Source organism: Pedobacter sp. PF22-3, from assembly GCF_026239555.1.
GTDB lineage: Bacteria > Bacteroidota > Bacteroidia > Sphingobacteriales > Sphingobacteriaceae > Pedobacter.
The window spans coordinates 66884-82124 of the sequence record NZ_JAPIVP010000006.1; the positions used below are offsets into that span (position 1 = coordinate 66884).

8 protein-coding genes are annotated in these 15241 nt (G+C 38.0%); 5 read left to right on the plus strand and 3 right to left on the minus strand.

Annotation, left to right across the window (positions count from 1 at the left end; translation table 11 throughout):
• Positions 1-6: 6 nt before the first annotated feature.
• Together OQX63_RS09870 and OQX63_RS09875 are read right to left on the minus strand one after the other, a co-directional pair.
• A complete protein-coding gene (locus OQX63_RS09870) occupies positions 7-2322 on the minus strand; it encodes a BamA/TamA family outer membrane protein (RefSeq protein WP_265850706.1) in 2316 nt (771 codons plus the stop codon).
• Positions 2306-7294 carry a translocation/assembly module TamB domain-containing protein gene (locus tag OQX63_RS09875; RefSeq protein ID WP_265850707.1) on the minus strand — a complete coding sequence of 1663 codons (4989 nt, stop codon included), beginning with the start codon at positions 7292-7294 and terminating at the stop codon, positions 2306-2308. The genes OQX63_RS09870 and OQX63_RS09875 overlap by 17 nt, the downstream gene beginning before the upstream one ends.
• Before the next feature lie 148 nt (positions 7295-7442).
• Here OQX63_RS09875 and OQX63_RS09880 point away from each other — a divergent pair, with 148 nt between their 5' ends.
• From OQX63_RS09880 to OQX63_RS09900, 5 genes are all read left to right on the plus strand, one after another.
• On the plus strand, positions 7443-7931 hold the full coding sequence (locus OQX63_RS09880) for a cytidine deaminase (protein WP_265850708.1): 489 nt from the start codon (positions 7443-7445) through the stop codon (positions 7929-7931).
• A 1217-nt stretch (positions 7932-9148) separates the two neighbouring features.
• The gene (locus OQX63_RS09885) at positions 9149-12049 is read left to right on the plus strand and encodes a DNA gyrase/topoisomerase IV subunit A (protein ID WP_265850709.1); all 2901 of its coding nucleotides are present in this window, start codon (positions 9149-9151) and stop codon (positions 12047-12049) included.
• Positions 12050-12061: 12 nt separating this feature from the next.
• Positions 12062-12463 (plus strand): hypothetical protein, encoded by a 402-nt coding sequence (locus tag OQX63_RS09890; protein WP_265850710.1) that lies wholly within the window; start codon positions 12062-12064, stop codon positions 12461-12463.
• 305 nt (positions 12464-12768) lie between these two features.
• Positions 12769-13428, plus strand: coding sequence for a nicotinamide riboside transporter PnuC (gene pnuC / locus OQX63_RS09895; protein WP_265850711.1), 660 nt, complete (start codon positions 12769-12771; stop codon positions 13426-13428).
• Between the two features lie 21 nt (positions 13429-13449).
• On the plus strand, positions 13450-14538 hold the full coding sequence (locus tag OQX63_RS09900) for an acyl-CoA dehydrogenase family protein (RefSeq protein ID WP_265850712.1): 1089 nt from the start codon (positions 13450-13452) through the stop codon (positions 14536-14538).
• A gap of 6 nt (positions 14539-14544) precedes the next feature.
• Here the strand turns inward: OQX63_RS09900 and msrA are convergent, their stop codons facing one another.
• Complete coding sequence (gene msrA, locus OQX63_RS09905) at positions 14545-15081, minus strand: peptide-methionine (S)-S-oxide reductase MsrA (RefSeq protein WP_265850713.1); 537 nt, start codon at positions 15079-15081, stop codon at positions 14545-14547.
• Positions 15082-15241: the final 160 nt, after the last annotated feature.

Below are 15241 nucleotides of genomic sequence, written 5' to 3' on the forward strand. Positions count from 1 at the left end.
GGAAAATTAAAACGGATAGCCTATGCCTATGTTAAAAATTAAATTTTGTTTACGCCAATCTTTGTTGCCAAAGGCAATATCATCAAATACCCATCTTTGTCCTTCGGGCAGATATGGTTTGCGCACTGGAAAGGCCACATCCAAACGAACTACAAAGATTGTTGCATCTACACGTAAACCGGCGCCAGTACCTACAGCTAATTCATTAAAAGCATTTTTCAATTTAAAGCCTGATCCCAGCCTGGCCGTCTCTGGTTTGCCAGGCTCTCCAAGATCTTCTTTCCTAAGCCAGATATTTCCAGCATCTACAAACAATGCGCCATATAATACACTTACAATCTTAAATCGCAATTCTGAATTAAGCATTAACTTAATATCACCACCCTGATCGGCAAAAATTGCATCATCAGGCACTTTATAAGTACCCGGACCTAAGGTACGCGCCGGAAAGGCCCTGATATCGTTACTACCACCAGCAAAAAACTGTCTTACAAATGGTAATGATGTACTATTGCCATAAGCGTAACCATAACCCAAATTTAACCGGTTCGCCCAGATCAGGTTACGGTTAATCTTATAGAAATCTCTTAAATCGGCTTCTGCCCGTATAAATTGAGTTAATGGTGTATTAAATAAAGTTTTTTGTCCTTTGTCGTTGGTTGGTGTAAACAATCCCCAAACATTACCACCTGTTTCCAAGCCGCCATAAAAATAAACGTTATTACGGCGGTTGGTTTCCATTTGGTTGGTATAGGTAAAGTTGTAATTACTTCCAATAATGAATTGGTTTTCGAGTGTACTTCTTAACAGCGGGTTTGCATCAAATAAACTGTCTCTTTTTTTATCACTAGGAAAGCCTGTAGCGATATAACTAATAGAGATCGGGTTGAAGTTATGCTCTTTATATTGATTCTCTTTAAAATTATATCCAAATTCACCTTTAAATGCATTTAGGGTGTACTCAGATCCACGGTTAAGCATCTGATAAGAAAGTGATGTAATGGTTTTAGGGATAAAAGCTGTTGTGCTGTTAGGCTTGTAAAATGGTACGATAAACCGTGGGAAGGTTAGTTTTCCTTCAGCTGTAAATGATAGTGAATTTCGGCCTAGCGATGTACCCCTAACCTGTGTTTCGAAACCACCACTAACACTTACATCCAATTGCTCTGCACCCCTGAATAAATTCCTGGTCGTTTGGGTAACTTTTACTTCTGAACCCACAAAATTGTTCGATTTACTGGTACCGGTAACCGAAAAGCTCAACGAGTTTTTCTTTAATGGCGTAAGGTAAATGTTCAGGTCCAACTCATTATTTTTGAAACTATCAACAGGTAAGAATTCAGCCCTGACATCCCTGAAAGCGCCGATATTTACCATTCTGTTTAATGATTGATTATGATCTTTACGGTTGTAACGTTCGCCTTTTTGAAAGAAGACCAAACGATCAAATAATCTTGGTTTAAAGGTATTGCGATCATCATAAATGTTGAAATCGTGATATTCAAGCGGTTTTAACTTTCTTAATATAGTATCTCTGCGTAGGCTATAACTTGGGTAAATATTGATATCCCTGATGGTGTAAGGTTTCAATCCGGCATCTGGTGCAATGTCTTTAACTTTAATATTCACATTCACCAGGTTTTTACCAATGGTACTGTCGACCTGCATAATCAGGTAATCAGGACTAAAATAAAAATACCCCTGTTCTTTAAGGTCGTTATCGATCCTGATGCGCTCATTTTTATAATTGTCGAGGTCGTAATAATCGCCTACCTTTATTAAGGTTTTATTTTTGTTCTGATTAATAATTTTGGTTAAAACCCCGGTATCGGGCGGGAAGGTAACTTTGTTGATTTTATATCGGTTACCAGTTTCTGCAGTGTAAACGGCTTTACCTTTTTTATCTTTCACTACTGTATCACCGGTAACAGTAGCCTGTAAATAACCTTCGCTGATTAAATAGCTGGTAAGCACATCATTGTTATACTTGAGTTTTACCTCACTCAACAGTACAGGTGGTTCACCCTGTTTGCGCAGCCAGTTTCTAAAGCCTTTTGGCTTTTTAGGTTCGCCTGCCAGGTTGTAAATGCCAAGTTTATATTTTATGCCTAAAATGGATTTATTCGGACGGGGTCTTGTTTTGCTTTCCAAATCACTTTTTACCTGTTTTTCATCTTCAATTTTGCCTGATGAATCAGGATTGATCTTTACTTCAGCACCTGTATATAAATGTTGTCCCGGCTTTAACGATTTGGTAGAGCTACAAGCAGCCCAAACTAAGCAGGCCAGTACAAATAAAAATGGTCTAATTAGTTGTTTCATTTTTAGGTTTTTGTTCAATGTTTCTTCTGTTGCGTTTTTTCTGGAAAATCTCTCTGAATTTATTGTAATCTACTACCAGGGTAAAACCTAAACCGGTTTCGATAATCTGCCCCTGTACAATTACATCGTTTTGGTTTCGGCGGTAAGCCCTTAATCTATATCTTCCATCTGCCGATAAAGCATATTCAACATTAACGTTCCCGCCGATATCTGTAGATTTTTCGCCTGGTGCCTGCGGCCCTTCCAATGCAAAAGAGCTACCTACCGTAACAGTCAGCCTATCATTTAATAATTTTTTAGATAAACCAACTTCGAGATCAGTTTTCTGTTGAAGTGATCCGGTAGAATAATCTTCTGATGAATTAACGCCAAAGTTCAGTTCTACACCTTGAATTAAATCGGAAGCGAGGTTGTTTAACTGTTCTGTCAATAATTTACTCACACTCGATCTCGCCAGGGTAGAAACGCCACCGCCACCGCCTGCCAAACTTTGGAAAGGATTATTGGCGATAAACCTGTTCAATGCCAATAGTGCAAAAACCTGTTTATTCAATTCACTTTCATCGCGGTTTACGTTGATTAATTTAGTGTAAACCGTACCATTTAGTGCCCCGCGCTCATTTTCCGGCAAATCAAGTTTGAAAGAAATGATGGGCTTCAACAGTTCACCTTTCATCATCAAATAAACCTGGAAGGGCAATTTGGTTTTGGCCTGGATATTATCCGGCTCATTGATCAGGTCGATAGGTGCCGCATTCACTTCGTATAATGCCGTTAAATTTACATTGGCCGAGGTAGGCTCACCCGTCCAGACAATGGTACTTCCTTTAACCAGTTTAAAAGCTTTTTTGCCCAACGGACCAACCGATAAATTGTAAGAACCATCTATAATTTCATAACGGCCAGTTAAACTGATTTTACCACTCTGATCCATCGTTGCGTTAAGATCTGCCTCACCTTTGATATTCAGGGCATCGCCATTTGATGGATCTACCACCACATTCAGTTCTGCTTCAGGATCGATGGTAATGGCTGCAACCAGGTTAATTCCTTTCATGGCGGCTTTACTTACACTGTCTACTTTTAAAGCCTTCTGGCCGTTAAATGGTGGTGTATCAGCATCAATAAACTGCACAATTCCTTCCTGATCTATGATTGAAGGATCGCTTGTTGGCAGGGCAAAGAAGAATTTTGTGCCCTTGTTAACCCTAACATTCATGTTCACATCTGGCTGGTTCAAATCGCCGCGTACTTTAATGTCGCTGGTTAAAAATACCGTTCCATAAATGAGATCATTATCAGCTGCGGTAGAATTGATTGCCCTGAAGTTATTCATTTTGATATCTAAGCCAAAACGATAATTTCTGAAATTGCTGGTGTAAACTTTTCCATTGATGGTCGCTTTCTGATTTAAGGAATCGATCAGGGTAAAGTTATTAAAACTGATCCCTTCGTTTGTAAATGAAATCTTCTCATTAGGCATGCGGAAATATGAATTTACGTATGCCACCCTGATTCCTGCATTATTGAAAGTTAAATCGCCCAATATTTTCGGAGCAGTTAATTCACCTTTAACACTGAGTGCGCCTGTAAGGGTACCTGTTCCATTTTTAAGCTGACCTGCAGATAAACTCTCAATATTCTTCATTTCGATCTTATCGATATTCACGGTAAGATCTAAAGCGCTTTTCGGTGCAGTATAATAAAATCCATTTACCCTTAGTTCATGAACACCAGTTAAGGCTACATTTACCTCGAAGGCATTTTCGGTATTGTTGTTAACTGCTAAACGTAAGGTGCCCAGCTGATCTTTCTGGTAACGCAACTGGTCGATGGTTAAATTTGCTTCGAATTTTGGTGTACTGGCCAAATCTTTAACATTCGCGGTTCCGTTTAAACGGCCACCAACTAAAGTCGTATCAGTTTCGGCAAATTTAGTTAAGGTTTCCAGTTGGAAATCTTTGAATGCGACAGCTAAAGGTGCATTGGGTTGAGTGGGATTGCTGTTGATGGATAATGACTGTCCATTATTGCTGATCTGAAACTGGTTAACCAATATGCCCGATGCACCGAACTGGATATAGTTATCCTGAGAAACCACCCATTTTTGATAATCGAGCAAAAGTTTCTGCGGATCTAAAGAGAATTTAAAATCTTTATTGATCGATTGGAAATTACCGCCAATAACATATTTGTCTTTTTTCTGCCTATCTCGTAAGAAAATGTTAACACCTAAATTGTTATTGGCAGCATCGCCACTTATTTCGGTATTGAAAAGCGCAACGGATGGACTTTGAAGGGCTTTAACAGTTAAGCTGTAGTCTAATTTATTGTTATCGTTATTGATGTTTAAAACCGTCGTATCTACTTTAAAATCTCCATAAACAACCTGAGGGAAATTACCTCTAATCTGCAGGCTATCTTTTTGCGTATCAATCAATCCGTAAAACTGAGATGGTTTAAATACCGTTAGCTCAGGCACAAAATTCTTTAATAATTTAGAATCATAAACCTGAACAAAAAATCTTAAACGCTGATCGGGAACCTTTGTAACCGTACCAAAAGCATAATATTTATTGATTTCGTTAATGATTGCACTGCCCACTTTAGTCAGCTGGTATTTACCATCGATTTTTGCTGAAAGTACTTCCGATTTAAGTGTCAGCTCGTTTTCGGTTGCGGTAGATTTTGCACGGATCGAAATTGTATCAACATTAATTCTTTGTTTATCTTTTACCAGTTGTAATCCGGTAACATCAACCGATCCGTTCAAATAATCGGCATCGGCTGTAGCCAGGTCTACTTTAACTACTCCTGCAGCACTTAAAACCGTTGGGCTAAAGTTTAAAGCCTGAAGGTTTACCTGTTTTAAGTTCAGGTCAGCTTTTACCGCTGGATATTTACCTGCAAGATTTACTTTCGCATTTAAATTAAAGTTGGCATTGCTATCGGGCATGCTGCTTTTGATGTTGATGCGCTGGTTGCTGTAATCCCCGGCAAGAACTAAATTGTGGTAGGTGTATTTATTGTAATAAGCATTTAATACTTTGGCATTAAACTTCGCATTTATTTTTTTAGGATCAAGGCCCGTACCCGCCACATTGGCCTTAACTGAAACGCGGCCGAGTTTAGGTTGCATTTTTAACAGCCTGCCTACGTTGAAGTTATTCAAACTGACATCTGCCTTATAATTTTCTTTCCCCTTAGGGCCATTCATGCTGGCAACAACCACAGCGCCACCCATATCGGTATTAATGTTCAGGTTGGTGTTAAAATCGGTCATTGAACCTTTAAAATTACCTTTCGCATCAATTAGGTTAGGCAGTTCAATTGAAGGTGGAATCGATTTTTTCGGCACAGCCACCAAAATGTCACCTTTGGTAAGATGAAGTTTTTTTATGTTTAAATCGAGAAAGGTTTTTTTAATATCGGGTAGACCTTTTGCTTTTCCACTGATATCAATCTGTGTGTTTTTTAAGCCGCTGATCTGTAGTCTTGGAATATTCAGGTCGTTCAGATAGCCATTAACATCAGCATTGATTTTTATTTTTTCGTTGCGATAATTTGCTGGTATGGCATTGCTAAAATATCCGGCATCTTTTAAACCAATGGTCGTGTTTTTGAGGGCAATATTCAATTTTACGCGTTCAGGGTGTTTAGTCAAATCCTCCATTGAGGTAAAATTTAACTCAGTAGCGTTTTCAATGGCGGTATTTGGTGTTTTCAGGATGAAATTGCTCAGCTTGATCTGTTTATCATTATATACCGCATCACCACGTAGTTCATCCAGAACAAAGCCGCTCTTTTCTTTCAACGAACCATTTTTAACATTTGCTTTTATTCCTGCTGCACTATAGCTTACATCGCTTGCACCTAAGTTTAGTTGATTTATTTTAAGATGGTTAAAGTCAATACCTTTAGGTGCAGGTTTTGCACCCAGGTTATCGAACTGTACATCGTTATCGGCTAAACTAATGTTCTTAATGATTAAACCCAAAGGGGATTTTTCGGCAACTACAGTATCTTTAACTTTCTTTAAATCGTTACTTGGTGCGGGCTTAAATGCAAAAAGAATATTCGATTTATTTAAATGGGCATCATCTACCGAATATTTACTATTGGTTAAATCTACTTTCAGGTTTACCAGACCCAGATCGTTTACATCAGCAACAGCTTTAGTAGTCGAAATCTGGTCGTTATAATTAACCTTTACATTGCTGAAAACGAAATTCTGCACTTCTATTAATGGCAGTTTACCCTGTTTTTTTTCAGTACTATCTACACTATTGGTAATATGCTGCACCAATTTGACCAATGGTTTTTGCTGTAAATAACGTAAAGAGGTATTCACCAGGCTTAACTCTTTAATGACATAATGCTGATTGGCCAGGTCGAAATCTTTTATTTTGGTTTTAAAAGCGCCTAGATATAATTTCACATCATTACCTGCAACATCATCCCGGTAATTAATGCCAATATCTTCGAAAGAAACTTTATCAACAGAGAATTTTAGCGTAGAAGTGGTGTCTTTTTTTATTTTTTCTTCTGGTTTTTTCTGATCGCTTGCAAAAGCGTCAACCAGGAAAGAAAAGTTAAAGGTTGTATCTGGAGTGATGCGCTTCACATTGGCACGCACATTCTTAAGTTCAATGTTATTGATTTCAACTGTGTTTTTTAGCAGTTTAAATAAACTAATGTCTACCGCAAGTTTTTCGGCATACAATAAGGTATCGCCTTTCCGGTCTTCGATGTAAAATTTGTTTAAAACCACATCTTTTGGCAAAGCAATTTTGATACTTTCCAAACTGACTTCCGTTTTGGTTTTGTTTTTAAGATAGTTGATGGCTTTCCCTTTAACAAAATTTTGAACAGCTGGAATATTTAGGGACAGGGCTATGCTAATAACCAGGATGATGATGGAGGCAATTACCCACAATAAAATTTTAAGACTTTTGCGTACGTATTTATTCAAAGCTAAGCGTGTTTGGTGTTTTGATAAATGCTTAAAGCATGCCAGTAAAATTAATTTTAAGGCAGGTTTACTAAATAATACAAAAAATAAACTAAATTGTTCGCCCGCCATAAAAATTTAACATTGGCGGTTGCATAATCACTTTAAAATGAATTCAATAAATCTTAATATAACTTTTGAACAGTATGCCGGCATTTCAGAATTGACATTGGCCGATAGAGCCCTTTGTGAGCGTTCAGAACAGGCACTACGTACTTCTTATTCTCCATATTCTAAATTCAGGGTGGGTACAGCTATTCGCCTGGCCTCAGGCGAAATCATTTTAGGCAGCAACCAGGAAAATTTAGCCTATCCATCAGGTCTTTGTGCAGAGCGTGTGGCACTTTTTAGTATTGGTTCTCTTTATCCTGACGCTGTGATAGAAAGTATGGCGATTACCGCGCAGACCGATAATTTTGAGATTTTAAAGCCAGTAACTTCTTGCGGAGGTTGCTTACAGGTAATGGTAGAATTTGAGCGTAAACAAAATGCACCGATTGAGGTCATTTTTTATTGTTTAAACGGCGAAGTTCTAAAAGTGCCTAGTGTAAAGAGTTTAATACCATTTGCTTTTGTTGAGGATAGGCTGGAAAGATAATCAGTTTTCAGTTCTAAGTTGGCCGTTTTCAGCGCATATAATCTGCTATGCTTTTCTGCGGTATTTACCGAACCCTGCTTTCCAAATCAACACGAGTAAATTTAGGTTTCGGCTGTTAAGGCACCGGTTGATATCTGTCATTCTGAACGCAGTGAAGGTTTTTTTTCCTCTTTTAGCACGTAAGGCATTTAAGGTAATATAAGCTCAATAGCTTATGTACAATTGTTGCTTTTGAGCAATTTAAATGGTAATTGATTCTGTGCACCCTGCAACCCTAAATAGTACCACAAAACCATTTTTCTAAACCGGATTGTAGAGGAGATCCTTTTTTGTGCAGGGCATGGCTGTAGGGCAAAAAAGATCGTATCGGAAAGCCGGATTAACACTTAATAAAACTTACAGAACCCTGCTTTCCAAAAAAAAAATTAGATCTCGGCAGGTGAAACACCAGCCGAGAGATGGAATGATTTGTCATCCTAAACGCATTGAAAGATTTTTTTTTCCTCTTTACCACTTAAGGTCATATAAGCTCAATAGCTTATGTACAATTGTTGCTTTTGAGCAAATTTTTAAATGGTGATTGATTCTGTGCACCCTGCAACCCTAAGTAGTACCACAAAACCATTTTTCTAAACCGGATTGTAGAGGAGATCCTTTTTTGTGCAGGGCATGGCTGTAGGATAAAAAAAGATCGTATCGGAAAGCCGGATTAACACTTAATAAAACTTACAGAACCCTGCTTTCCAAAAAAAAATAGATCTCGGCAGGTGAAACACCAGCCGAGAGATGGAATGATTTGTCATCCTAAACGCATTGAAAGATCTTTTTTTCCTCTTTACCACTTAAGGTCATATAAGCTCAATAGCTTATGTACAATTGCTACTTTCGAGCAATTTTTAAATGGGGATTGATTCTGTGTACCATGTGGCCCTAAATAGTACCAAAAAACCATCTTTCTAAACCGGATTGTAGAGGGGATTCTTTTTTGAGCGCGGGAGCATGACTGTAGGATAAAAAAAGATCGTATCGTAAAGCCGGATGTAACGCTTAATAAAGCCTACAGCAACCTGCTATCCAGATCAACCAAAACAAATTTAATTTTCAGCTTCTGGGGCACTAGCCTATAGTGTGTATACCCATTACAAAATGTGAATAACCTCTCTTCGCGCCGTGCCATCATTTTTATTATATTTACGGCTGCCAATTTCTGTAAATAAATGAGTGAAGAATTAGATCAAAACGTAAACGAAGAGCACAAACATACCATAACCCCAATCAACGGTTTATACGAAAACTGGTTTCTCGATTATGCGTCTTATGTAATTCTCGATAGGGCAGTTCCGCACATTAATGACGGTTTAAAGCCGGTTCAGCGGCGCATTATGCACTCTCTGAAAGAGATGGATGATGGGCGTTTCAATAAAGCAGCTAACGTAATCGGTAACACGATGAAATACCATCCGCATGGTGATGCCTCCATTGGCGATGCGATGGTGCAGATTGGGCAAAAGGATTTACTGATCGATATGCAGGGTAACTGGGGCGATCCTGTTACCGGCGATAGCGCTGCAGCACCAAGGTATATTGAAGCGCGTTTATCAAAATTTGCCAATGAAGTGGTATTTAATCCTGATACTACCGAATGGCAGTTAAGTTATGATGGGCGGAACAATGAACCGATTACTTTACCGGTTAAATTTCCTTTGTTGCTTGCACAAGGCGCAGAAGGTATTGCGGTAGGTTTGGCCACCAAGGTAATGCCACACAATTTTATCGAATTGCTTGATGCATCGATAGAAGCATTGCGCGATGTACGCCCAAATATCCTGCCCGATTTCTTTACGGGTGGTATGGCCGATTTTTCGAACTATAATGAAGGTCAGCGTGGCGGTAAAATCCGTGTGCGTGCAAAAATAACCGAGAAGGATAAGAAAACGCTGGTTATTACGGAAGTACCCTTCAGTACCACAACAGGCTCGGTGATCGATAGTATTTTATCGGCCAATGATAAAGGTAAAATCAAGATCAAGAAGATTGAAGATAACACGGCGGCCAATGTAGAAATTGTGGTGCACCTGGCACCTGGTATTTCGCCTGATGTAACTATTGATGCGCTTTATGCCTTTACGGCATGTGAAGTATCTATCTCGCCGAACACCTGTATTATCCAGGGGGACAAGCCACTTTTTTTAAGTGTGAACGATATCCTGATCGAAAATACCAGACACACCAAGAGTTTACTTAAAAAAGAACTCGAAATCCGTTTGCACGAATTACAGGAGAAAATTTTCTTCAGTTCGTTACTTAAAATATTTATTCAGGAGGGCATGTACAAAAATCCTGAATATGAAAACTCAACCAATTTTGAAACCGTAGTTGAGGTTTTACACACTTTATTCGATCCGTTTAAACCATCACTTTACCGCGAAATATTACCTGAAGATTTTAAGAAGCTGATTGATAAGCCAATGAGTAGCATCACCCGTTTTGATGTGAAAAAAGCCGATGAGCAGATGAAAAACCTGGAGGATGAGATTAAGGTTGTTAAAAATCACTTAAAACATCTTACCGATTACGCCATTGCCTGGTACCAGAAACTAAAAGATAAATACGGAAAAGGTCGGGAACGTAAAACTGAAATCCGTTTGTTCGATCGGGTAGAAGCATCTAAAGTTGCCTTGGCCAACGTAAAATTATATGTAAACCGTGACGATGGTTTTGTGGGCTCAGGTTTACGTAAGGATGAATTTGTTGCCGATTGTTCAGACATTGATGAAATAATCGTTTTCCGCGAGGATGGAAAATGCATGATTACCAAGGTGGCCGATAAAACTTTTGTGGGTAAGGGCATTATCCATGTACAGGTATTCAAGAAAAACGACGAGCGTACCATTTATAACATGGTTTATAAGGATGGCTCAAGCGGTACTTCATACATTAAAAGGTTCGCTGTAGTAGGGGTAACGCGCGATAAGGAATACGATTTAACTAAGGGATCAAAAGGATCGAAGGTTTTATACTTTACCGCTAATCCGAATGGAGAGGCAGAAGTAATAAATATAGCCCTAAAGCCGCATTCTAAACTGCGTAAGCTGCAGTTCGATCTTGATTTTGCCGAGGTGGCCATTAAAGGACGTGGTTCGCAGGGTAATATCGTATCCAAATACCCGGTTAAAAAAATTATTCTGAAGAGTAAAGGCGTTTCTACCTTATCAGGACTAAAAATCTGGTACGATGATTTATTAAAGCGTCTGAATGTGGATGGTCGTGGCAAATACCTGGGCGAATTTGATGGAGACGATCGTATTCTACAGGTGCATAAGGATGGATATTACGAATTGAGTTCTTTCGAACTAAGTAATCACTTTGATGATGGCTTAATCTTGATCCAGAAGTTTGATCCCGAACAGATTTTTGCCGCAGTACATTTTGAAGGGAAAGCGCAAAACTATTTTATCAAACGTTTTGTGTTCGAACTGCAGGCTAATGGCAAGAAGACCATTTTTATTAGTGAAGAGCAGAAATCGAAATTACTGTACCTAACTTCAAATCCGGCAGCGAAAATTATCGTCGATGTGTTAAAAGGCAAAACACAAATTCCTGAAACATTGGATCTGACTCTGGCAGAACTGATTGATGTTAAAGGATTGAAAGCGAACGGCAATAGATTATCGCCTCATGATGTTCAGAAAGTAGTATTAGAAGAGCCGGAAATACTTGTTGAAGAAGCAGAAGAAACGACTACGGAAGAAGAAAGCGGCGATGAAGAGTCAACATCTGAAGAAGAAGTTGCGAATGAAGAACCAGAAACCGATAATTTGGTAACTGAATCAACAGTAATTAATGAGCCTGTTGTAACTCCGCCAAAACCAAAGTTCGAACGAGCTGAAGTACCTTCGGTTAAGGTTGATAAACCAGAGACAAAAGAAAAGCCTGCTGCAATAAAAGAAACAGCAATAGAAAAACCAAAATCAGTACCCGAAAAAGTTAAAAAAGAAGATGTAAAGGCCGAGGATAAGCCTGAGACAGGCGAAAAATCCGTTAAAAAGGTAGATTTTGAAATCACTAATCCAGATGATATCGATATTGATGATAAAGGTCAGTTGGGGCTGTTTTAAAAGCGTAGATATATGAAGGTTTATTTATTTGTTTTATCTGTGACTTTTTCGATAGTTACGTTTGCTCAAGATAAGGTAGCAGAAAAAACTGTGCAAAAATTTCTATCAGATTTTAATTCTGAAAGATACAATAATATTTATGATAGGTTTTCTGTTGAATTTCAGCAGAAAATAACTAAAGCTGAAACGATTAATTACTTAAGCAAAATTCATAAAATGATTGGTAGTTTTAAGCAGGCGGAATTTAAATTTATGCAAGACAGGAATTTTTACTATTTCTTTACTTGTAAAGATGAAGATGTTAATGCTGATTTTCTATGCAGCATAAATAAGGAAGGTCAATTCGATTATTTAACTTTTAAAAGAATCGGTGGCTCTGCTAATCCTCCACCAATTGGTAAATTAAAGCAGTAATATCAGACAAACAGCTATACATTTTCATTTTTAAACCTATATTTGCTTTGCTCAAAGGGGTGCTTGTTGGTGTTGCAATTTCTGTTGCTTCCAATTCGCTGAGATCATACCCATTTTAAGGTAAAAAGGTAGATAGGTAGAAGGCAGTGGGTTTCCCCTCGACCTTAAAACCCTCCGCCCTCAACCTTAAATGAACCTGATGCGGGTAATGCCGACGTAGGAAGAGGTTAAAATGCACAAAACTGTTTCGCCCTGAAAACGGTGTTTAATTATTTTTTCACCGGCTGAAAGGCAAGTTATTGTACATGAATTTTCAAGATTGGTTTAAGCTTTTTCAGGAGCAGATTTTACACACCTCATTAATCGAATGGCTGGCCGTTGGTTTCGGTGTATCTGAAGTTTTATTAGCGAAGAAAAATAATATCTGGCTCTATCCAACCGGGATCATTTCTATTTTATTGGTAATGACCTTACTATATAGAGCAAATTTATATGCAGAAATTGTATTGAATATTTATTATTTGGTAATGAGTGTATATGGTTGGCTAATTTGGAAAAATCAGGAAAATCATTGCCATAAGGAAGTTCAATGGTCAACAAGAAAAGAATTAGTTATAGCTGTTTTAATTTCCGTAATAGGATTCGGAATTTTCTATACAGCTCTAATAAATTTGCCTGAGCATTTTGTAATTGCTAAAATAGATATTTTCTTTACCAAATCGGATGTTCCAATCGCAGATGCCTTTGTTTCTGCATTTGCATGGGCAGGTATGTGGCTGTTAGCCAAACGCAAAATAGAAAACTGGGTATTCCTGAATATATCTAATCTTGTGGCCATTCCGTTGCTGTTTCATAAAAAGCTTCCACTGATGGCCTGTTTAACTACGTTTCTATTCATCGTAGCAATATTTGGATTTTTTGACTGGAAGAAAATCATTAATAAAAGCAAACTTAAGTTGGCTTAATTACATGCTACACATAAGATCATGAGTAAAATATTAACCCCTGCATGGCAGGAAAAAGTAAAAGCTTATGCCGCATTTTCTGAAGAAATGGGTAAACTTCATCCAGAAATTTTGGAATTGGCCTATCAGGAAAATTGGTTTAAACTTTTTGTGCCCGAGGTTTATGGAGGGCAAGGTAAAAAACTTCCGGAAATTTTAAGGTTGGAAGAGGAATTAGCAGAAGCAGATGGAAGTTTAGGCTGGACCATTACACTTTGTGCCGGCGCAGGCTGGTTTGCTGGTTTTTTAAACCCTGCATTGGCCACAGAAATCTTTGCTGATCGTGAAGTTTGTTTTGCCGGAAGTGGGGCTGTTGGTGGAGTGGCTGTTAAAACACAGCAAGGTTATCTGCTCAATGGGAAATGGAGTTATGCCAGCGGTGCGTTACATGCTACTATATTTACTGCTAACTGTACCCTTAAAAACGAAAATGGTGATGATATTTTGGATGAAAATGGAGTGCCGGAAATTATATCATTCATTCTTAAAAAAGAGGAAGTAAATATTTTACCGGGCTGGTCTTACTTTGGTTTAATAGCTACAGGAAGCCATGCTTTTGAAGTTTGCGACTTAAACATTGATGAAAATCGTGCCTTTAAAATTAACCAGCAAATTGAAGTAGCAGATTACGGTTTTGATTATCCCTTTTTACAACTCGCAGAAACCACATTAACCGTTAATAGTTTAGGCATGACCAATCATTTTATTAAACTGGTTGAACAATCTTTTTATGCCCGATCTGGATTAGGAAGATATAGCGAAGCGCAGATTTTGTTTTTTAATAATGAACTTAAGCGCTGTAAAGATGAATTGTTAACTCTTCGAACCAAATTCTACCATGCTTTTGATGAATCATGGAATCAGTTAATCAGTAATGGTGAAATTACAGATGACAAATTAACCAAGGTAAGCTCAAACAGCCGTAAATTAGCGCATGCCTGTTGGAAATTGGCCGCTACCTTATTTCCATACTGTGGTTTAGAGGCTGCAAAAAAAGAATCTGAAATGAATAGGGTTTGGAGGGATATTTATACGGCCAGCCAGCACGCCTTACTCACTTTCGAAAGCTAATTTATTCTAAAGGTCTGATTTAACTTTATCTTTAAAATCTGCGACAAATTTATTCAGTTTAGGTTGTATTACAAAAGCGCAATATGGTTTTGAATGGTTGTTTCCAAAATAGTTTTGATGATAATCTTCTGCCTCATAAAATTCAGTTGCCGGAGAAACTTCTGTAGTGATTGGCTTGTCGAAAATATGCTGTTGCGTTAAATCCGCTATCATTTTCTGTGTCTGCTCTTTCTGATCTTCATTTTCATAAAAAACTACAGAGCGGTACTGTGTACCAACATCATTACCTTGTCTGTTTAAGGTTGTTGGATTATGGGTTTTAAAGAATACCAATAAAAGGTCAGCGAACGAGATCACGTTTTCATCAAATGATATTTGAACCACTTCTGCATGGCCGGTATCACCATTACATATTTCCATATAGGTAGGATGTTTTAGATCTCCGCCCATATAGCCTGATGTAACCTGGATTACGCCATTCAATGCCTGAAAAACAGCTTCGGTACACCAAAAACACCCTCCGCCAAATGTTGCTATTTGCATATCCTACATATATAAAATCTGTTCCAATTTTTAGATCAATCAAAAAAAAGACATTTTTTTGATATTCGTTATACTTAAAGATTAATTATTCCTGTATGTTTTAAGTAGGGCGTGTATTATACAAAATCTGTAATATATTAAATGATTTTTTTAGCAAGAG